This is a genomic window from Buttiauxella cochleicola (assembly GCF_021282405.1).
GTDB classification, from domain to species: domain Bacteria; phylum Pseudomonadota; class Gammaproteobacteria; order Enterobacterales; family Enterobacteriaceae; genus Buttiauxella; species Buttiauxella massiliensis.
This window is the reverse complement of record NZ_JAJSOU010000027.1, coordinates 1-19,293: the sequence shown is the minus strand read 5'-3', so window position 1 is coordinate 19,293 and position 19,293 is coordinate 1. Positions and strand designations below refer to the sequence as shown.

18 protein-coding genes and 1 riboswitch are annotated in these 19,293 nt (G+C 51.9%); of the genes, 7 read left to right on the top strand and 11 right to left on the bottom strand.

The window, feature by feature from the left end; genetic code table 11:
* Nucleotides 1–40: 40 nt before the first annotated feature.
* Complete coding sequence (gene rpoC / locus LVQ79_RS21930; protein WP_232866943.1) at nt 41–4,267, top strand: DNA-directed RNA polymerase subunit beta'; 4,227 nt, start codon at nt 41–43, stop codon at nt 4,265–4,267.
* 89 nt (nt 4,268–4,356) lie between these two features.
* Here rpoC and LVQ79_RS21925 read toward each other — a convergent pair whose 3' ends face one another.
* The 9 genes from LVQ79_RS21925 to rsd form a co-directional block, all read right to left on the bottom strand.
* Nucleotides 4,357–4,674 (bottom strand): PTS lactose/cellobiose transporter subunit IIA, encoded by a 318-nt coding sequence (locus tag LVQ79_RS21925; RefSeq protein WP_151996065.1) that lies wholly within the window; start codon nt 4,672–4,674, stop codon nt 4,357–4,359.
* Nucleotides 4,675–4,677: 3 nt separating this feature from the next.
* The gene (locus LVQ79_RS21920; RefSeq protein ID WP_034461506.1) at nt 4,678–4,986 is read right to left on the bottom strand and encodes a PTS sugar transporter subunit IIB; all 309 of its coding nucleotides are present in this window, start codon (nt 4,984–4,986) and stop codon (nt 4,678–4,680) included.
* 155 nt (nt 4,987–5,141) lie between these two features.
* Nucleotides 5,142–6,275, bottom strand: a complete 1,134-nt coding sequence (thiH, locus tag LVQ79_RS21915; RefSeq protein WP_232866941.1) for a 2-iminoacetate synthase ThiH — start codon at nt 6,273–6,275, stop codon at nt 5,142–5,144.
* The gene (gene thiG, locus LVQ79_RS21910; RefSeq protein WP_232866939.1) at nt 6,275–7,054 is read right to left on the bottom strand and encodes a thiazole synthase; all 780 of its coding nucleotides are present in this window, start codon (nt 7,052–7,054) and stop codon (nt 6,275–6,277) included. The genes thiH and thiG overlap by 1 nt, the downstream gene beginning before the upstream one ends.
* 1 nt (nt 7,055) lies before the next feature.
* Nucleotides 7,056–7,256 (bottom strand): sulfur carrier protein ThiS, encoded by a 201-nt coding sequence (thiS, locus tag LVQ79_RS21905; RefSeq protein ID WP_232866936.1) that lies wholly within the window; start codon nt 7,254–7,256, stop codon nt 7,056–7,058.
* Complete coding sequence (locus tag LVQ79_RS21900) at nt 7,240–7,995, bottom strand: HesA/MoeB/ThiF family protein (protein WP_232866934.1); 756 nt, start codon at nt 7,993–7,995, stop codon at nt 7,240–7,242. Before LVQ79_RS21900 ends, thiS begins: the two co-directional genes overlap by 17 nt.
* Entirely contained in the window at nt 7,988–8,623 is a 636-nt protein-coding gene (gene thiE / locus LVQ79_RS21895) for a thiamine phosphate synthase (protein WP_232866954.1), read from the bottom strand. The genes LVQ79_RS21900 and thiE overlap by 8 nt, the downstream gene beginning before the upstream one ends.
* Nucleotides 8,623–10,524 carry a phosphomethylpyrimidine synthase ThiC gene (thiC, locus tag LVQ79_RS21890; protein WP_232866932.1) on the bottom strand — a complete coding sequence of 634 codons (1,902 nt, stop codon included), beginning with the start codon at nt 10,522–10,524 and terminating at the stop codon, nt 8,623–8,625. Before thiC ends, thiE begins: the two co-directional genes overlap by 1 nt.
* Before the next feature lie 88 nt (nt 10,525–10,612).
* Nucleotides 10,613–10,726, bottom strand: a riboswitch (TPP riboswitch).
* Nucleotides 10,727–10,776: 50 nt separating this feature from the next.
* Nucleotides 10,777–11,280, bottom strand: coding sequence for a sigma D regulator (gene rsd / locus LVQ79_RS21885; RefSeq protein WP_232866930.1), 504 nt, complete (start codon nt 11,278–11,280; stop codon nt 10,777–10,779).
* 103 nt (nt 11,281–11,383) lie between these two features.
* Here rsd and nudC point away from each other — a divergent pair, with 103 nt between their 5' ends.
* The 6 genes from nudC to LVQ79_RS21855 all read left to right on the top strand — a co-directional run bounded on the left by nudC (nt 11,384) and on the right by LVQ79_RS21855 (nt 15,740).
* The gene (gene nudC, locus LVQ79_RS21880) at nt 11,384–12,157 is read left to right on the top strand and encodes an NAD(+) diphosphatase (RefSeq protein WP_232866927.1); all 774 of its coding nucleotides are present in this window, start codon (nt 11,384–11,386) and stop codon (nt 12,155–12,157) included.
* A 34-nt stretch (nt 12,158–12,191) separates the two neighbouring features.
* Nucleotides 12,192–13,256 (top strand): uroporphyrinogen decarboxylase, encoded by a 1,065-nt coding sequence (gene hemE, locus LVQ79_RS21875; RefSeq protein ID WP_232866924.1) that lies wholly within the window; start codon nt 12,192–12,194, stop codon nt 13,254–13,256.
* Nucleotides 13,257–13,265: 9 nt separating this feature from the next.
* On the top strand, nt 13,266–13,937 hold the full coding sequence (gene nfi, locus LVQ79_RS21870; RefSeq protein ID WP_232866921.1) for a deoxyribonuclease V: 672 nt from the start codon (nt 13,266–13,268) through the stop codon (nt 13,935–13,937).
* 43 nt (nt 13,938–13,980) lie between these two features.
* Nucleotides 13,981–14,571, top strand: a complete 591-nt coding sequence (locus LVQ79_RS21865) for a YjaG family protein (protein ID WP_154155978.1) — start codon at nt 13,981–13,983, stop codon at nt 14,569–14,571.
* Nucleotides 14,572–14,757: 186 nt separating this feature from the next.
* The gene (hupA, locus tag LVQ79_RS21860) at nt 14,758–15,033 is read left to right on the top strand and encodes a nucleoid-associated protein HU-alpha (RefSeq protein WP_034492331.1); all 276 of its coding nucleotides are present in this window, start codon (nt 14,758–14,760) and stop codon (nt 15,031–15,033) included.
* A gap of 8 nt (nt 15,034–15,041) precedes the next feature.
* On the top strand, nt 15,042–15,740 hold the full coding sequence (locus LVQ79_RS21855; protein ID WP_232866951.1) for a DUF1481 domain-containing protein: 699 nt from the start codon (nt 15,042–15,044) through the stop codon (nt 15,738–15,740).
* A 52-nt stretch (nt 15,741–15,792) separates the two neighbouring features.
* Here the strand turns inward: LVQ79_RS21855 and purD are convergent, their stop codons facing one another.
* Complete coding sequence (purD, locus tag LVQ79_RS21850) at nt 15,793–17,085, bottom strand: phosphoribosylamine--glycine ligase (RefSeq protein WP_232866919.1); 1,293 nt, start codon at nt 17,083–17,085, stop codon at nt 15,793–15,795.
* A gap of 17 nt (nt 17,086–17,102) precedes the next feature.
* Nucleotides 17,103–18,692, bottom strand: coding sequence for a bifunctional phosphoribosylaminoimidazolecarboxamide formyltransferase/IMP cyclohydrolase (gene purH / locus LVQ79_RS21845; RefSeq protein ID WP_232866916.1), 1,590 nt, complete (start codon nt 18,690–18,692; stop codon nt 17,103–17,105).
* Between the last annotated feature and the right edge of the window lie 601 nt (nt 18,693–19,293).

The window sequence follows — 19,293 nt, the reverse complement described above, 5'->3', positions numbered from 1 at the left end:
GGACGTCTCTGAGAAGTCTCACTCCGACGGGAGCTAATCCGTGAAAGACTTACTTAAGTTTCTGAAAGCGCAAACTAAGACCGAAGAGTTTGATGCGATCAAAATTGCTCTGGCATCGCCAGACATGATCCGTTCTTGGTCGTTCGGCGAAGTTAAAAAGCCGGAAACCATTAACTATCGTACGTTCAAACCAGAACGTGACGGTCTGTTCTGTGCTCGTATTTTTGGGCCAGTAAAAGACTATGAGTGCCTGTGCGGTAAGTACAAGCGCCTGAAACACCGTGGTGTTATTTGTGAGAAGTGTGGCGTTGAAGTTACCCAAACTAAAGTGCGCCGTGAGCGCATGGGTCACATCGAGCTGGCTTCCCCAACTGCACACATTTGGTTCCTGAAGTCACTGCCGTCTCGTATCGGCTTGCTGCTGGATATGCCACTGCGTGATATCGAACGTGTACTTTACTTCGAATCATATGTGGTAATCGAAGGCGGGATGACCAACCTCGAGCGTCGTCAGATCCTGACTGAAGAGCAGTATCTGGATGCGCTGGAAGAGTTCGGTGACGAATTCGATGCGAAGATGGGTGCGGAAGCTATTCAGGCCTTGTTGAAAAACATGGATCTGGAGCAAGAGTGTGAAACTCTGCGTGAAGAGCTGAACGAAACCAACTCCGAAACCAAACGTAAAAAGCTGACCAAGCGTATCAAACTGCTGGAAGCGTTCGTTCAATCTGGTAACAAACCAGAGTGGATGATCCTGACAGTTCTGCCGGTTCTGCCGCCAGATCTGCGTCCATTAGTTCCGCTGGATGGTGGTCGTTTCGCAACTTCAGATCTGAACGATCTGTATCGTCGCGTTATCAACCGTAACAACCGTCTGAAACGTCTGCTGGATCTGGCTGCTCCTGACATCATCGTACGTAACGAAAAACGTATGCTGCAGGAAGCGGTAGATGCCCTGCTGGATAACGGCCGTCGCGGTCGTGCCATCACTGGTTCCAACAAGCGTCCTCTGAAATCTTTGGCCGATATGATCAAAGGTAAGCAGGGTCGTTTCCGTCAGAACTTGTTGGGTAAACGTGTTGACTACTCCGGTCGTTCTGTAATCACCGTAGGTCCATACCTGCGTCTGCATCAGTGCGGTCTGCCTAAGAAAATGGCACTGGAGCTGTTCAAACCGTTCATCTACGGCAAGCTGGAACTGCGTGGTCTTGCTACCACCATTAAAGCTGCGAAGAAAATGGTTGAGCGCGAAGAAGCTGTCGTTTGGGATATCCTGGACGAAGTTATCCGCGAACACCCGGTACTGCTGAACCGTGCACCAACTCTGCACCGTTTGGGTATCCAGGCATTTGAGCCAGTACTGATCGAAGGTAAAGCTATCCAGCTGCACCCGCTGGTTTGTGCGGCATATAACGCCGACTTCGATGGTGACCAGATGGCAGTACACGTTCCACTGACGCTTGAAGCTCAGTTGGAAGCGCGTGCGCTGATGATGTCTACCAACAACATCCTGTCACCAGCGAACGGCGAGCCAATCATCGTTCCTTCTCAGGACGTTGTATTGGGTCTGTACTACATGACCCGTGACTGTGTTAACGCCAAAGGCGAAGGCATGGTGCTGACTGGCCCTAAAGAAGCTGAGCGTATTTATCGCGCAGGTCTGGCCTCTCTGCATGCGCGTGTAAAAGTGCGTATCACTGAATATGAAAAAGGCGAGAACGAAGAGTTCATTGCCAAAACCAGCATTATCGACACTACCGTAGGTCGTGCGATTTTGTGGATGATCGTACCGAAAGGTCTGCCTTACTCCATCGTCAACCAGGCGCTGGGCAAGAAGGCAATCTCCAAAATGCTGAACACTTGTTATCGTATTCTGGGCCTGAAGCCTACGGTAATCTTTGCTGACCAAACGATGTACACCGGCTTTGCTTATGCAGCGCGTTCAGGTGTATCCGTTGGTATCGATGACATGGTCATCCCTGCGAAGAAAACTGAAATCATCTCTGAAGCGGAAGCTGAAGTTGCTGAAATTCAGGAACAGTTCCAGTCTGGTCTGGTAACAGCAGGCGAACGCTATAACAAAGTAATCGATATCTGGGCTGCGGCGAACGATCGTGTATCCAAAGCGATGATGGACAACCTGCAAACCGAATCCGTTATTAACCGTGACGGCGTCGAAGAGCAGCAAGTTTCCTTCAACAGCATTTACATGATGGCCGACTCCGGTGCTCGTGGTTCTGCAGCACAGATTCGTCAGTTGGCTGGTATGCGTGGTCTGATGGCTAAGCCAGATGGCTCCATCATCGAAACGCCAATCACCGCGAACTTCCGTGAAGGTCTGAACGTACTCCAGTACTTCATCTCCACGCACGGTGCTCGTAAAGGTCTGGCGGATACCGCACTGAAAACTGCGAACTCCGGTTATCTGACGCGTCGTCTGGTTGACGTTGCACAGGATCTGGTTGTTACCGAAGACGATTGTGGCACCCTCGAAGGTATCACGATGACTCCGGTTATCGAAGGCGGTGATGTTAAAGAACCACTGCGCGACCGCGTTCTGGGCCGTGTAACGGCTGAAGATGTGATCAAGCCGGGTACTGCAGACATCCTCGTAACCCGTAACACCCTGATCGATGAGCAGTGGTGTGACGTGTTAGAACTTAACTCTGTTGATAGCGTGAAAGTACGTTCTGTTGTTGGTTGTGAAACCGACTTCGGCGTGTGTGCACACTGTTATGGTCGCGACCTGGCACGTGGTCACATCATCAACAAAGGTGAAGCTATCGGGGTTATCGCGGCACAGTCCATCGGTGAACCAGGTACTCAGCTGACGATGCGTACGTTCCACATCGGTGGTGCGGCATCTCGTTCTGCTGCTGAATCCAGCATTCAGGTTAAGAACAAAGGTAGCATCAAGCTCAGCAACGCGAAGTCGGTTGTGAACTCTGCCGGTAAACTGGTAGTGACTTCTCGTAACACTGAACTGAAACTGATTGACGAATTCGGTCGTACTAAAGAGAGCTATAAAGTTCCTTACGGTGCGGTAATGGGCAAAGGTGATGGCGAGCAGATTGCAGCGGGCGAAACCGTAGCAAACTGGGATCCGCATACAATGCCAGTCGTCTCCGAAGTAAGTGGTTTCATCCGCTTTACTGACATGGTCGACGGCCAGACCATTACTCGTCAAACTGACGAACTGACAGGCTTGTCATCTCTGGTTGTTCTGGATTCTGCAGAACGTACCGCGGGTGGTAAAGATCTGCGTCCAGCACTGAAAATTGTTGATGCTCAAGGCAACGACGTTCTGATCCCTGGTACAGATATGCCAGCTCAGTACTTCCTGCCAGGTAAAGCGATTGTTCAGCTGGAAGATGGTACTCAGATTCACTCTGGTGACGCGCTGGCGCGTATTCCGCAGGAATCCAGTGGTACCAAGGACATCACCGGTGGTCTGCCACGCGTTGCTGACCTGTTCGAAGCACGTCGTCCGAAAGAGCCAGCTATCCTTGCTGAAATCAGCGGGATCATCTCGTTCGGTAAAGAAACCAAAGGCAAACGCCGTCTGGTTATCTCTCCACTCGACGGCAGCGATGCTTACGAAGAGATGATTCCTAAGTGGCGTCAGCTGAACGTGTTCGAAGGCGAAGTTGTAGAACGCGGTGACGTTGTTTCCGATGGTCCAGAATCTCCGCACGACATTCTGCGTCTGCGTGGCGTGTATGCTGTGACTCGTTACATCACCAACGAAGTGCAGGACGTTTACCGTCTGCAAGGCGTTAAGATTAACGATAAACACATCGAAGTCATCGTGCGTCAGATGTTGCGTAAAGCAACCATCGTTAACGCTGGTAGCTCTGACTTCCTGGAAGGTGAGCAGGCTGAATACTCTCGCGTCAAGATCGCTAACCGCGAACTGGAAGCGAACGGCAAGATCAACGTGTCCTTCTCACGCGATCTGCTGGGTATCACCAAAGCCTCTCTGGCAACCGAGTCCTTCATCTCCGCGGCATCGTTCCAGGAGACAACTCGTGTGCTTACCGAAGCAGCTGTTGCGGGTAAACGTGACGAACTGCGCGGCCTGAAAGAGAACGTTATCGTCGGTCGTTTGATCCCAGCTGGTACCGGTTATGCGTACCACCAGGATCGTATGCGCCGTCGTGCAGCGGGCGAAGCGCCAGTTGTACCTCAGGTCACTGCAGCAGATGCAACTGCCAGCCTGGCAGAATTGCTGAACGCAGGTAATCTGGGCGGTAACGATAACGATTAATCGTTAGAGACGCCAAAAACAAAAACCGCTCGAAAGAGCGGTTTTTTTATGCCTGAAATCTGAAGCGATAAAACTGAAAGGAACAAAAATCAGTTAGCTAGCGGCAGGCGGCGATACAGTTCAATCATGTCTTCGGCCAAATCCTGAATCACCATCGCGTTCATCAGGTGGTCCTGGGAGTGTACGGTAATCAAGTTAACCGGCAGTTTGCCAGAGCCTTCATCTAACCCGATAAGTTGGGTCTGAATTTTATGCGCATGTTTCACAAACTCACGAGACTCTTCCATCGCTTGTTGAGCTGCTACGAAATCCCCTTTACGGGCCATTTGCAGAGCTGTCAGTGCCTGGCTGCGTGCGCTACCGGCATTAACCAACAATTCCATGATAATCGTTTCTAAATCTTCCACGTCTTATGACTCCATCATTTTCAAAGCTTTCTCGAGCACAACATCGCCTTTCATCATGCCGTAATCCATCATGTCGATAACAGCAACCGTTTTACCCATCGGCTCTGCAATCGCCTGAAGCTTGGCGTGTTCGTATTTAACCTGTGGACCCAGCAGCACGATATCGGCGGTGTCGATATTGTCTTTAAATTCTGCAACCGGCACTGCCTTGATTGAGACTTCAATACCTTTCTTCTGAGCGGCGTCCTTCATACGTTGGACCAAAATGCTAGTCGACATACCCGCTGCACAACACAAAACGATATTCTTCATAGATCTGCTCTCAGTGTCCGTTGGATACACAGATAATTATCCGTGACGCCCCGGTACAACAACCGCTTTGCAGTGATTGTGTGTGAGGTGTCACAAAAGAAACTTAGATAGACTGAAACCGGTTACATTTTGCGTTTCCAGCCAAGTCCGCCTGATTAGCTAAAATGAGCTCTCCCCAGAAAACTATCCCAATCTTTCCACACAGGTTGTAAGCCTGAGCGTGTTAATGCCTCAGCTACTTCCACCGGAGTGCGCCCGTCGTGCGGTGCAAACTGCTCAAGCTCAGGGTGATTATCGGCGTACCCTCCGGGCTGAGTTTTAGAGAACGCACTCACATTGTTGATGGCGAGTGGGATCATATGATCCCGGAACCACGGTGATTCACGAGTAGAAAGTGAAAGCTCGACATCGGGAGAAAGCAGGCGAAACGCGCATATCACCTGCACCAGTTGGCTTTCTGTCATTACCGATGCCGGTTCTACGCCGCCTGCACAGGGGCGTAATCGCGGAAATGAAATCGAATAACGGCTTTGCCAGTAGTTTTGCTGAAGCCATAGTAAGTGCTCTGCCACCATAAAACAGTCGGTGCGCCAGCTGTCCGATAAACCAATCAACGCGCCGAGACCTATTTTATCTATCCCCGCGCGGCCAAGCCTGTCCGGCGTTTCCAGGCGCCAGAAGAAATCCTGCTTATTTCCGCGCAGATGATGCTGCGCATATACCGCCTGATGATAGGTTTCCTGGTAAACCATCACACCATCCAGACCGAGGGTTTTCAGTTCGGCGTATTCATGCTCGTCCAATGGCTGCACCTCCATTTGCAGCGAGCTGAACTGGCGGCGAATGGCCGGAAGATGCTGCCGGAAATAGTCCATTCCCACTTTAGTTTGGTGTTCGCCTGTCACCAACAGCAAATGCTCAAAGCCTAGTTTGCGAATCGCCTCGCACTCTCGCCCAATCTCTTGTTCATCCAGCGTTTTACGTTTGAGCTTGTTACTCATCGAAAAACCGCAATAAGTACAATCGTTAGCGCAGAGATTCGAGAGATAAAGCGGCACATAAAAACTCACCGTGTTACCAAAACGCTGGCGGGTTAATTGCTGTGCGCGCTGGGCGAGCGGTTCGAGATAGTAGCTGGCGGCAGGGGAGAGCAGTGCCATCAGGTCGTCGCGGGTGAGTTTGCGTGCGCTCAATGCTCGCTCCACATCGGCTCCCGTTTTGCTGTTGATGCGAAGGGTTATATCGTCCCAGTCCAGTTCACGCCAACGGTCGGTGAAGGTTTGTGCCATCACAAGACCTCCTGGCTGAATTGCAGAAACTGGGTTAACGGGCTGGAAGCTTGCGCCTGCTGGTGGCGTGCTCCTAAACCTGATTGAGCGGCAATTGCTCCTGCTTCAACGGCCATGCGGAAAGCGTGGGCCATTTGAATGGGATCTCGCGCAACTGCAATGGCGGTATTCACCAGTACCGCTGAAGCACCCAATTCCATGGCTTCAGCGGCATGGCTTGGCGCACCGATGCCTGCATCAATTACAACCGGCACGCGAGCCTGGTCGATAATAATTTCTAAAAACGCGCGGGTTTGTAAGCCCTGATTCGAACCAATTGGCGCTCCAAGCGGCATGACCGCCGCGCATCCCGCGTCCTCCAGTCGTTTGCACAAAACCGGATCGGCACCGCAATAAGGCAATACCACAAAACCCAGTTTGACGAGCTTCTCAGCCGCTTTCAGCGTTTCGATGGGATCGGGCAGCAAATAGCGGGTGTCGGGGTGGATTTCCAGTTTTACCCAATGCGTACCAAGCGCTTCACGGGCCAGTTGAGCGGCAAAAATCGCTTCTTCCGCCGTTTTGGCTCCGGATGTATTCGGTAGTAACTGCACGCCCGCTTCAAGCAATGGCGCGAGGATCGCATCGTTATGGTTACGCAAATCGACACGTTTCATTGCCATTGTCACCAGTTGGGAACCGGAGGCGCGAATGGCCTCGACCATCACCTGCGGCGAAGAGAATTTCCCGGTACCGGTGAATAATCGTGACGAGAAAGTTTTATCAGCAATCTGTAGCATGTTAACCCCCGGCTATGGCCTGAAAAAGCAAGATTTGGTCGCCATCATTCAAGAAATGTGTCTCCCATTGCTCGCGTGGAACGATAGTCTGGTTGATGGCCAGTGCGATCCCTGGCCTCATTAAACGCAACTGTTCCAACAAATTTTCCAGCGTCAGGTTATCTGGGCAATGCATTGGTTCGTCGTTAAAGTGGATGTGCATCTAGCCCTCCGCATACCGGGCAATTAGCTGCTTTTTGCATTGCGAGGGAGCGCCAGCTGTGTTGGCGGGCGTCGAACAGGCGCAAAGTCCCGGTGGCGGGAAGCATGCCATTTATCACTTTTATGGCTTCAAGTGCCTGCAATGTTCCCATGACTCCAACAACCGGGCCGATAATGCCTGCGGTGCGGCAATTGCGTTCCGGTTCGTGTTCATCAGGCCAGACACAGCGATAACAGCCGCTTTCCCACGGCGGCGTAAGAACCATCAGTTGCCCGCCAAACCCCACTGCGCTGGCGGAAATCAACGGTTTGTTATGCGCAACGCACGCAGCGTTAATCCCATGCCGTGTCGCCATGTTATCGCTACAATCGAGCACCAGATCGGCGTTCTTTACCGCTATGTTCAACGTTGCTCCCGCTAAACGCTCGCTAATAACCTGGAGCGTAATATCCGGGTTAAGCTTCTGAAGATGGCGTTGGGCGGCCAGCGATTTCGGCTGTTCCAAATCCTGAGAGGTAAACAGAATCTGGCGCTGTAAATTACTGATATGCACGGTGTCATCGTCGGCGAGAATCAAAGTACCCACGCCCGCGGCAGCAAGATATAACGCGGCAGGCGAACCCAGCCCGCCAAGCCCGACGATTAAGACTTTGCTGGCGAGCAGCTTTTGCTGCCCTTCAATAGCGATGTCTTCCAGCAACAGCTGGCGGCTGTAACGCATGAAATCGGCATCATTCATCGCCAGCTCCCACAAGTTCAAGAAGCTGAGCGGTAGCCGCTCGCCAGTCGGCGGCCTGTGTGATTGCGCTGACGACCGCGACACTTCCAACGCCCGTTGCGAGTACAGCAGGAACACGCTCGATGCTTATTCCACCGATGGCGACAGTCGGGTAATCGCCCAGCGTTTTGATGTGGGCTGCGAGTTGCGAAAGCCCCTGTGGAGCGGATGGCATCTGCTTGGTGTTGGTGGGGAAAACATGCCCGAGCGCAATGTAAGAAGGGCGCGCCATTAGTGCGCGATCCATTTCCATATTGTCGTGCGTCGAAAGCCCGAGGCGCAGGCCGGCATCGCGAATAGCATCCAGATTGGCAACATCCATATCTTCCTGGCCCAGGTGAATACCGTATGCGTGATGCTTTATCGCCAGTTGCCAATAATCGTTAATAAACAGACGCGCTTCATAGCGTTTGCCAAGTTCGATAGCCGCCGCAATATCGGCTTCCACTGTTTCGTCGCTTTTATCCTTGATGCGCAGTTGAATGGTGCGCACGCCAGCTTCAAGCAGACGGGCAATCCACTCAACGCTATCCACCACCGGATACAAACCCAGGCGTTGGGGAACGGCTGGAAATGCAGTTGTGTTCATCACACTTCCTCCTGACGCAGATAAATTTCGCCACCTTTTGCCCGGAAGGATTGCGACATATCGTCCATGCCTACTTCTATGGCTTGCTTAGCCGCGAAATCGCGGACTTCCTGGGATATTTTCATCGAGCAGAATTTTGGTCCGCACATTGAACAGAAGTGCGCGACTTTGCCGGATTCCTGCGGTAGCGTTTCATCGTGATAGGCGCGAGCGGTGAAGGGATCGAGAGCCAGGTTAAACTGGTCTTCCCAGCGGAATTCAAAGCGGGCTTTCGACATGGCGTTATCGCGGATTTGCGCTCCAGGGTGACCTTTTGCCAGATCTGCGGCATGCGCCGCAATTTTGTAGGTAATCAGCCCCTGTTTCACATCTTCTTTATTCGGCAGGCCGAGGTGCTCTTTTGGCGTGACGTAGCACAGCATCGCGCAGCCGAACCAGCCAATCATGGCCGCGCCAATCCCTGATGTGAAATGGTCGTAACCGGGCGCAATGTCAGTGGTCAACGGGCCAAGAGTGTAGAACGGCGCTTCGTGGCAATGCTCTAGTTCTTCGGTCATGTTGCGGCGGATCATCTGCATCGGCACATGTCCTGGGCCTTCAATCATTACCTGTACATCGTATTCCCAGGCAATTTTGGTCAACTCGCCAAGCGTATGCAGCTCAGAGAATTGCGCTTCATCGTTGGCATCCTGAATGGAGCCAGGGCGCAGGCCGTCACCCAGTGAGAGTGAAACGTCATAAGCGGCACAGATCTCGCAGACTTCGCGGAAGTGCTCATACAGGAAGTTTTCCTGATGATGCGACAGGCACCATTTCGCCATAATCGATCCTCCGCGTGAAACAATTCCGGTCAGGCGTTTGGCGGTCATCGGCACATAGCGCAGCAACACTCCGGCGTGAATAGTAAAGTAATCCACACCTTGCTCTGCCTGTTCCAGAAGTGTGTCGCGGAACATTTCCCAGGTCAGGTCTTCGGCGATGCCGTTTACTTTTTCTAGTGCCTGGTAGATTGGCACGGTGCCGATTGGCACAGGGCTATTACGCAAAATCCATTCGCGGGTTTCGTGGATATAGCGGCCGGTAGAAAGATCCATCACGGTGTCTGCGCCCCAGCGCGTTGACCAGACCAGTTTTTCCACTTCTTCTTCAATGGAGGAGGTGACCGCTGAGTTGCCGATATTGGCATTCACTTTGACAAGGAAATTACGGCCGATAATCATCGGTTCCGATTCGGGGTGGTTGATGTTGGCAGGGATAATTGCCCGGCCTGCGGCGACTTCGTCACGTACAAACTCAGGGGTAATATTTTCCGGCAGGCGCGCACCAAAACCCTGGCCTGGATGCTGGTGGCGTAACACTTCATCGCGAACGCGTTCGCGGCCCATGTTTTCACGGACGGCGATAAACTCCATTTCCGGCGTCACAATTCCCTGACGTGCATAGTGCAGTTGTGTAACGATTTTCCCAGCTTTAGCGCGCTTAGGCGTGAGTTGTGTTTCAAAACGCAATTCGTCCAGATCGTCATCAGCCAGACGCTCTTTGGTATATGCAGAGCTACGATCGGTCAGTGTTTCGCAATCATCACGCTCGCTAATCCAGCTTTCACGCAGTGGTGGAAGCCCGCGCAGAACGTCGATACTGATTGTCGGGTCGCCATACGGACCTGAAGTGTCATACACCGGTATCGCATCGTTAGGGGTGAACAGAGGATTTTCTTTCGTACCGCCCGTTGCTGTTGGGCTGAGTTGAATTTCGCGCATCGGTACGCGGATATCATCGCGTGATTCAGTGAGATAAATGCGTTGGGAATTAGGGAAAGCAGTACCTTCCAGCGTATTGATAAAATGCTGGGCAGCAGCGCGTTGTTCGCGGCGGTTTGGTTTTTTTTCAGTAATAGACATAGCTCATTCCAGTAAATATCAAGGAGTGGCTTGTCAGAACAACGGAGGAGTAATGAATGTGGGGCGCCCGCGTACGGGTGAACCCAAAAGCAGAATTACTCTTGTTCCCTTCGCAGGTATTAGCCTGATCAGGTTCCGCGGATCCCGAATTAACGGTCTCAGCCGGTGTTCAATTAAACACTCGGCACTCCGACAAGATAAACCCGTATTGCTACGGGTCGTTATGTAAACTACTCGTTAACAGCGCAGAACTCAAGCCGGACGTGCAAGGCTGCCGGTATCGTTAGCACTGTCATTTATATCGTGGTCGTAAGCTAACTGAATGAGTTTATCTTCCAGTGAAAAACGTGATTCCAGCGCTTCACCGATGCCGGATAACGCTTTCTGGAACTCAATATAGTTATCATCATCGATAGCACTTTCGAGATGCGAATCGTAAAAATCCATAATGTGCTGGGTGTTGGCTTCAAGCTGCGGATAAAGATGAGTTGCGGCTAAAAGTGGGCTGCTACCTTCCATTTCGCTGATAATGCGTTCATAAATATTGAAATGACCGGCAGAAAGATAATCCACCAAATTATGGCAAAAGTTATCCAGAGCCTTTTCATTGAGCGCGGTATGGGATTCCTTGTTAGGCTTGATCCCAACCATATTGTAATAAGCCACCAATAAATGTTTGCGGGCATGTAGCCATTGGTCGATTAACTCATTACTACCACCGACGCGCTCAGTCAGATTTTCTAACTGGTTAAGCATGATTGACTCCGTGATTCCGTGAGTAAAAGATGTAACGCAAACGTACCCAAAATTGTTACGACCATTTGTTTATACCAGCGAACTCGGGGATGTGCACCAGGTTATGGAACGTGTAATTCAAAAGTTAGATCAGGGCTGGTTTATCGTCAGTCATGAACAAAAATTGTGGTTGCCGAAAGGTGAGCTACCTCACGGAGCGGCACAAGATTTTCAGCTTGATGGTGCGGTTGGGATGTCTATCGGCGAGTGGGAAAATGAGCCGGTGTGGTTAGTGCGGCAACATCGCCGTGCGGATATGGGCTCAGTGCGCCAGGTTATTGACCAGGATCCAGGGTTATTTCAACTTGCTGGTCGTGGCGTGCAGTTGGCGGAGTTCTATCGCTCGCATAAGTTCTGTGGCTACTGTGGCCATGAAATGCACGTCAGCAAAACCGAATGGGCGATGCTGTGTAACCATTGTCGTGAACGCTACTATCCACAAATTTCACCGTGCATCATCGTGGCTATCCGTCGTGACGACCATATCCTGCTTGCTCAGCACACACGCCATCGCGGCGGGGTTTATACCGTACTGGCCGGGTTTGTCGAAGTAGGGGAAACCCTCGAGCAGGCAGTGGCGCGTGAGGTGATGGAAGAGAGCAGCATTCGCGTGAAAAACTTACGTTATGTCACCTCGCAACCCTGGCCGTTCCCGCAATCGCTGATGACCGCGTTCATGGCGGAATATCACAGCGGTGACATTAAAATCGACCCGAAAGAGTTAATTGATGCGGGCTGGTATCGCTATGACCAACTTCCGTTATTACCGCCACCGGGTACGGTGGCTCGTCGCCTGATTGAAGACACTGTCGCCCTGTGTCGCGCCGACTATGAATGATAAACTGGCGTGATACAGCCAAAGGAAATTGAAAATGACTGAACTGAAGAACGATCGTTACCTGCGGGCGCTGCAACGCCAGCCTGTAGATACCACGCCAGTATGGATGATGAGGCAGGCAGGTCGTTACTTGCCAGAATACAAAGCGACACGTGCGCAGGCCGGCGATTTTATGTCGCTGTGCAAAAATGCAGAGCTGGCTTGCGAAGTGACTTTGCAGCCGCTGCGTCGCTACAAGCTTGATGCGGCGATCCTCTTCTCCGACATCCTCACCGTGCCGGATGCGATGGGGCTTGGCCTCTATTTTGAAGCGGGTGAAGGCCCACGTTTCCGCTCGCCAATTACCAGCCGTGCTGATGTTGAAAAGTTGCCAATTCCCGATCCGGAAGATGAACTGGGCTATGTGATGAACGCGGTGCGTACTATTCGCCGTGAACTAAAAGGCGAAGTGCCGCTGATTGGTTTCACCGGCAGCCCATGGACGCTGGCAACCTACATGGTCGAAGGCGGCAGCAGCAAAGCGTTTACCGTGATCAAAAAGATGATGTATGCCGACCCGCAAGCGCTGCATCTTCTACTCGATAAGCTGGCGCAAAGCGTCACGCAGTACCTGAATGCGCAAATCAAAGCGGGCGCACAGTCGGTGATGATTTTCGATACCTGGGGCGGCGTGCTGACCGGGCGTGATTATCAGCAGTTCTCTCTCTACTACATGCATAAAATCATCGATGGCCTGCTGCGTGAAAATGAAGGCCGCCGAGTGCCTGTGACGATGTTCACCAAAGGCGGCGGTCAATGGCTGGAAGCAATGGCTGAAACGGGATGTGATGCGCTGGGGTTAGACTGGACGACTGACATCGCCGATGCTCGCCGTCGCGTCGGTCATAAAGTGGCGTTGCAGGGCAATATGGACCCATCCATGTTGTATGCACAGCCGGCACGCATTGAAGAAGAAGTGGCGACTATTCTGGCTGGGTTCGGTAAAGGTGAAGGCCACGTGTTTAACCTGGGTCATGGCATTCACCAGGATGTTCCGCCAGAACACGCGGGTGCATTTGTTGAAGCAGTGCATCGTTTGTCGAAGCCGTATCACGAGTAAGGATCAGTGATGGATCTTGCATTCTTGCGCGCACAACAAATCGAACTTGCTTCACAGGTGATCCGTGAGGATCGTCTTGAGCAGGATCCTCCCAGGTTAATCGCCGGGGCTGACGTTGGGTTTGAGCAGGGCGGTGAGGTTACACGAGCCGCCATTGTATTATTGCAATATCCTTCCCTTGAACTGGTTGAATATCAGGTGGCGCGTGTCGCCACCTCAATGCCTTATATCCCCGGTTTCCTCTCGTTTCGCGAATATCCTGCACTGCTTGCCGCTTGGGAAATGCTGTCGCAAAAACCAGATCTGCTTTTTGTTGATGGCCATGGTATTTCGCACCCACGGCGTTTGGGCGTAGCCGCCCATTTTGGCCTGCTGGTGGATGTACCGACGATTGGCGTTGCCAAGAAACGTCTGTGTGGGAAGTTTGAACCGTTATCTGAAGAACCTGGTTCATGCCAGTTGCTGAGCGACAAAGGTGAAGCGCTTGCGTGGGTGTTACGCAGTAAAAAGCGCTGCAATCCGTTGTTTGTCTCCACAGGTCACCGTGTAAGCCTTGATACGGCCTTGCTATTGGTGAATCGCTGTCTGTTGGGTTACCGCTTACCTGAACCCACTCGCTGGGCAGATGCTGTGGCATCGGGTCGCCCGGCTTTCACGCGCTGGCAAGCAATTCAGGGGTGATTAAGGTAAACTGCCGCTAATATTCCGTCTTTGAGACATCGCTATGTTACAAAACCCAATCCATCTGCGCCTGGAGAAACTGGAAAGCTGGCAACATGTCACTTTCATGGCTTCTTTATGCGAACGTATGTATCCGAATTACGCCATGTTCTGCCAGCAGACTGAATTTGGTGATCCTCAGTTGTATCGCCGTATTCTCGACTTGATTTGGGAAACATTGACGGTCAAAGATGCGAAAGTAAATTTTGACAGCCAACTCGAGAAACTCGAAGAAGGCATTCCGTCTGCCGACGACTATGATATTTACGGTGTCTACCCGGCGATTGATGCATGCGTTGCGCTTAGCGAATTACTTCACTCACGTCTTTCAGGGGAAACTCTGGAACATGCAATTGAAGTCAGTAAGGCATCAATCACCACGGTTGCCATGCTGGAAATGACCCAGGCTGGTCGTGAAATGACCGACGAAGAGCTCAGAGCAAACCCGGCTGTTGAAGAAGAATGGGACATCCAATGGGAGATTTTCCGCCTGTTGGCTGACTGCGAAGAACGCGATGTTGAGCTGATCAAAGGGCTCCGCGCGGACTTGCGTGAAGCGGGTAGCAGCAATATTGGTATAAATTTGCAGCAGTAAGACAGCAAAACGTGACTTACAGTCCGAATTGTCACCCCTGAAGGCTTCCAATTAGCCCCCCGTCTGGTCTACATTTGTGGGGCGAAAAAAAGTGGCTATCGGTGCGTGTATGCAGGAGAGTGCTTTTTTGGCATTTCCGTCGCACTCGATGCTTAGCAAGCGATAAACACATTGTAAGGATAACTTATGAACAAGACTCAACTGATTGATGTAATTGCTGACAAGGCTGATCTGTCTAAAGTACAGGCTAAAGCTGCTCTGGAATCCACCCTGGCTGCAATTACTGAGTCTCTGAAAGAAGGTGATGCTGTCCAACTGGTTGGTTTCGGTACCTTCAAGGTAAACCACCGTGCTGAGCGCACTGGCCGCAACCCACAGACTGGTAATGAAATCAAAATCGCCGCAGCTAACGTGCCGGCATTTGTTTCAGGCAAAGCACTGAAAGACGCTGTTAAGAGCTAATAGTGTCAGTGAACAGTTTTAGCAGAGGGGCGTTTACGCCCCTTTTGTTTGTCTGCCGTCCTTTGGGCGTGCTGGCAGGCACAGTGCTGCTAATGGCATGCAGCAGCCAACCTCCTATCCCACCATTTACCGCGAGCGGTTATATTGCCGATCAGGGTGTGGTGCGCATCTGGCGTAAAGACAATAGCGATGATGGCAGCATCCATATGCTTGCGGTGTTTAGTCCGTTGCAGAAGGGGGTGACGTCTAGCAATGATTACCGTTGGCAGGGCGAGCAACTTGTCTCAATTGAGATGACGATTCAGAGCCAACCTCCAGAGCATGTAAAAGTACGTTTTGACGATCACGGTGAGCTGAGCTTCATGCAGCGTGAAGTGAATGGTCAAAAGCAGCAGCTTTCTAATGACCAAATCGCCTTATATCAGTATCAGGCGAGTCAGACTAAAGCGACCAGCGAAGCATTGCGCATTGGGCGTGTTGTGTTGCGACAGGGCCGCTGGCACAGCAATGGCACCGTGACAACCTGTGAAGGTGAGACAATCGAACCTAAACTCGACAGCATATCGCTTACTCATATTGCGAATCGGCAGCGTCATTCATCAATGGATGTCAGTATTGCCTGGCTTGAAGCGCCGGAAGGATCACAGCTGTTACTGGTTGCGAACCAGGACTACTGTAGCTGGCAGCCTAAACCTGCTACGTTCTAAATAGAAAAACCGCCACGAGGGCGGTGTTAAATATCACTGCGAGTTTCGAGTCTTACTTCGCGTTTTCACGCTCAATAGCACGATAGCCAATATCGGAGCGGCTGAAACTGCCATCCCAATGGATATCCTTCATAAGCTCATAAGCACGCTGCTGCGCTTGTGCGACAGTGTCGCCTAAGGCGGTCACACACAGAACGCGCCCACCGTTAGTCACAACCATATCGTCTTCACGCAATTTCGTTCCGGCGTGGAACACCTTGCCGTCTGCGACTTCTTCAAGTGGCAAACCATGAATTACATCACCGTTACGGTAATCAGCAGGGTAGCCGCCAGCCGCCATCACCACACCCAGAGATGGGCGCTCATCCCACTTAGATGTCGTCACATCAAGCTTGCCATCACATGCAGCGAGGCACAGCTCAACCAGATCTGATTGCAGGCGCAGCATGATTGGCTGGGTTTCAGGGTCGCCAAAGCGGCAGTTAAACTCGATAACCTTCGGGTTACCTTGTTTGTCGATCATCAGCCCTGCATAAAGGAAACCGGTGTAGGTATTCCCTTCAGCCGCCATACCGCGCACGGTTGGCCAGATAACCAGGTCCATTGCACGCTGGTGGACTTCATTAGTCACTACCGGAGCCGGGGAGTACGCACCCATGCCGCCAGTATTCGGGCCGGTATCACCATCGCCAACCCGTTTATGATCCTGGCTGGTGGCCATCGGCAGCACATTCTTACCGTCAACCATCACAATGAAACTGGCTTCTTCACCATCAAGGAACTCTTCCACCACGATACGGTGCCCGGCGTCGCCGAATGCGTTACCCGCCAGCATATCGTTAACGGCGGCTTCGGCTTCAGCGAGCGTCATCGCCACAATCACGCCTTTGCCTGCAGCCAGACCGTCGGCCTTAATCACAATCGGCGCGCCTTTTTCACGGACGTAAGCCAGTGCAGGTTCCACTTCGGTGAAGTTCTGGTATTCAGCAGTTGGGATTTTATGGCGAGCCAGGAAATCCTTGGTGAAGGCTTTGGAGCCTTCTAACTGCGCAGCACCCTGAGTTGGGCCAAAGATTTTCAGGCCAGCCGCACGGAAGGCATCAACCACGCCAATCACCAGCGGCGCTTCTGGGCCAACAATCGTCAGGTCGATTTTTTCGTTTTGTGCAAAACTCAACAGCGCGGGAATGTCCGTCGGGCTAATCGCCACGTTCTGCAAAGCAGGTTCCAGAGCCGTGCCCGCATTGCCTGGAGCAACAAATACCGTGCGCACTAATGGTGACTGTGACGCTTTCCAGGCCAGCGCGTGTTCGCGACCGCCATTGCCTATTACTAATACTTTCATTTATAGACGCTCCAGGATTAATGGCGGAAGTGGCGCATGTCGGTAAAGATCATGGCGATCCCGTGTTCGTCAGCGGCGGCGATCACTTCGTCGTCGCGGATTGAACCGCCAGGCTGAATAACACAGCTCACACCAACTGCCGCTGCGGCATCAATACCGTCACGGAATGGGAAGAAGGCATCGGATGCCATTGCGGAGCCTTTTACGTCCAGGCCTTCATCGGCAGCTTTGATACCGGCAATTTTGGCGGAGTAAACACGGCTCATCTGACCGGCACCTATACCAATAGTCATATTCTCGCGGGCATAGACAATCGCATTGGACTTCACGAACTTCGCTACTTTCCAGCAGAACAGCGCATCACGCAGTTCTTGCTCGGTTGGCTGGCGCTTGCTGACAACACGCAGGTCTGCGGCAGTAACCATACCCAGATCGCGATCCTGTACTAACACTCCGCCGTTAACGCGCTTGAAATCCAGACCCGGAACACGTTGCTGCCACTGGCCGCAAGTCAGAACGCGAACGTTTTGCTTAGCCGCTGTGATCTTCAGCGCTTCGTCGCTGGCTGATGGCGCGATAATCACTTCGACGAACTGGCGGGAGATAATTGCCTGCGCGGTTTCAGCATCCAGTTCACGGTTGAACGCGATGATGCCGCCGAATGCAGAAGTTGGGTCAGTTTTATAGGCGCGGTCGTAGGCATCTAATAAGGAATCGCTGACAGCCACACCGCATGGGTTGGCATGCTTCACGATAACGCAGGCAGGTTCGCTAAACTCTTTCACACATTCCAGCGCGGCATCGGTATCAGCAATGTTGTTATAAGAGAGCGCTTTGCCCTGAACCTGAGTTGCGGTGGCAACGGAAGCTTCTTTAATTTCTTCTTCTATATAGAAGGCTGCTTGCTGGTGGCTGTTTTCACCGTAACGCATATCCTGCTTCTTAATGAAGTTCAGGTTTAGCGTGCGAGGGAAGCGGCCGGAAGGATCTTTGCTTTCGCCATGGTAGGCAGGAACCATGCTACCGAAGTAGTTGGCGATCATGCTGTCGTAAGCGGCGGTGTGTTCGAAAGCCTTAATAGCCAAATCGAAACGTGTCTCGAGCGTCAGAGATCCTTCATTAGCATCCAGCTCGCTAATAATCGCTTCGTAGTCGCCGCTCTTTACTACGATTGCCACGTCTTTATGGTTCTTCGCCGCGGAGCGCACCATGGTTGGGCCACCGATATCGATATTCTCTACCGCATCTTCTAAAGAGCAGCCTTCGCGGGCAACAGTCTGGGCAAACGGATAGAGGTTGACGACAACCATATCGATTGGGGAGATAGCGTGTTGTTCCATGATCGCATCATCCTGGCCGCGACGACCCAGAATGCCGCCGTGGACTTTTGGATGCAGGGTTTTGACGCGTCCATCCATCATCTCCGGAAAACCGGTGTAGTCAGAGACTTCGGTTACCGGCAGGCCAGCTTTAGCCAGCAGATGAGCGGTTCCGCCAGTGGACAGCAGCTCCACGCCACGTTGGGAGAGCGCCTGGGCGAATTCGACGATACCGGCTTTGTCAGAAACACTGAGCAGAGCGCGGCGTACAGGACGACGTTGTTGCATGGTTTGATCCCTTAGCTTTGGTTCGCATATAGAAGAGCGTTAGCTGAATTTTAGTTATTTTCCCTAAAACTCAGCTAACGCCCCAAAACGGGGCGTCCATTTATTGCGGGTGCATTGTAGCGAAAACGTTTGCGTCACGCTCGCAAAATTTAGGACTTCATCACGAATGTGGATAACTTTGTGCACAACTGCGTATAAGGCGGGGTTTTGCTGGGGATTGCAGCAGTCAGTCAAATTACTGCATATTTAGGGTTGCAGCTTCAGGATAACTCCCTATAATGCGCCTCCATCGACACGGAACATGTGAACAACATCACAGAGTAACGGCGGCGATGAGAGTCAAATATCCTGAAATTAAGGGTTGACTCTGAAAGAGGAAAGCGTAATATACGCCACCTCGAGTTAGCAAGCGAAAGCGCCTAACTCACTGCTCTTTAACAATTTATCAGACAATCTGTGTGGGCACTCGCAGGGTTGATATCTCAGATACCTTCGGGTATCAAAAAAATATCAAGTCTTGAAGAGTGACCAAGCAGTAATTCATTTAGTTGAATTATTACGAAAGTTAATTTTTGAGCACCGCTTCACGAGTTGAAGCAAA

What these genes read in the sequence shown, in the direction of transcription:
- thiE (WP_232866954.1), bottom strand. Translation starts at nt 8,623, where the DNA reads ATGAACACAACTGCATTTCCAGCCGTTCCCCAACGCCTGGGTTTGTAT.
- thiH (WP_232866941.1), bottom strand. Translation starts at nt 6,275, where the DNA reads ATGGCACAAACCTTCACCGACCGTTGGCGTGAACTGGACTGGGACGAT.
- LVQ79_RS21900 (WP_232866934.1), bottom strand. Translation starts at nt 7,995, where the DNA reads ATGAATGATGCCGATTTCATGCGTTACAGCCGCCAGCTGTTGCTGGAA.
- hemE (WP_232866924.1), top strand. Translation starts at nt 12,192, where the DNA reads ATGACTGAACTGAAGAACGATCGTTACCTGCGGGCGCTGCAACGCCAG.
- nudC (WP_232866927.1), top strand. Translation starts at nt 11,384, where the DNA reads ATGGAACGTGTAATTCAAAAGTTAGATCAGGGCTGGTTTATCGTCAGT.
- LVQ79_RS21865 (WP_154155978.1), top strand. Translation starts at nt 13,981, where the DNA reads ATGTTACAAAACCCAATCCATCTGCGCCTGGAGAAACTGGAAAGCTGG.
- thiS (WP_232866936.1), bottom strand. Translation starts at nt 7,256, where the DNA reads ATGCACATCCACTTTAACGACGAACCAATGCATTGCCCAGATAACCTG.
- thiC (WP_232866932.1), bottom strand. Translation starts at nt 10,524, where the DNA reads ATGTCTATTACTGAAAAAAAACCAAACCGCCGCGAACAACGCGCTGCT.
- hupA (WP_034492331.1), top strand. Translation starts at nt 14,758, where the DNA reads ATGAACAAGACTCAACTGATTGATGTAATTGCTGACAAGGCTGATCTG.
- purD (WP_232866919.1), bottom strand. Translation starts at nt 17,085, where the DNA reads ATGAAAGTATTAGTAATAGGCAATGGCGGTCGCGAACACGCGCTGGCC.
- nfi (WP_232866921.1), top strand. Translation starts at nt 13,266, where the DNA reads ATGGATCTTGCATTCTTGCGCGCACAACAAATCGAACTTGCTTCACAG.
- rsd (WP_232866930.1), bottom strand. Translation starts at nt 11,280, where the DNA reads ATGCTTAACCAGTTAGAAAATCTGACTGAGCGCGTCGGTGGTAGTAAT.
- LVQ79_RS21920 (WP_034461506.1), bottom strand. Translation starts at nt 4,986, where the DNA reads ATGAAGAATATCGTTTTGTGTTGTGCAGCGGGTATGTCGACTAGCATT.
- purH (WP_232866916.1), bottom strand. Translation starts at nt 18,692, where the DNA reads ATGCAACAACGTCGTCCTGTACGCCGCGCTCTGCTCAGTGTTTCTGAC.
- thiG (WP_232866939.1), bottom strand. Translation starts at nt 7,054, where the DNA reads ATGCTACAGATTGCTGATAAAACTTTCTCGTCACGATTATTCACCGGT.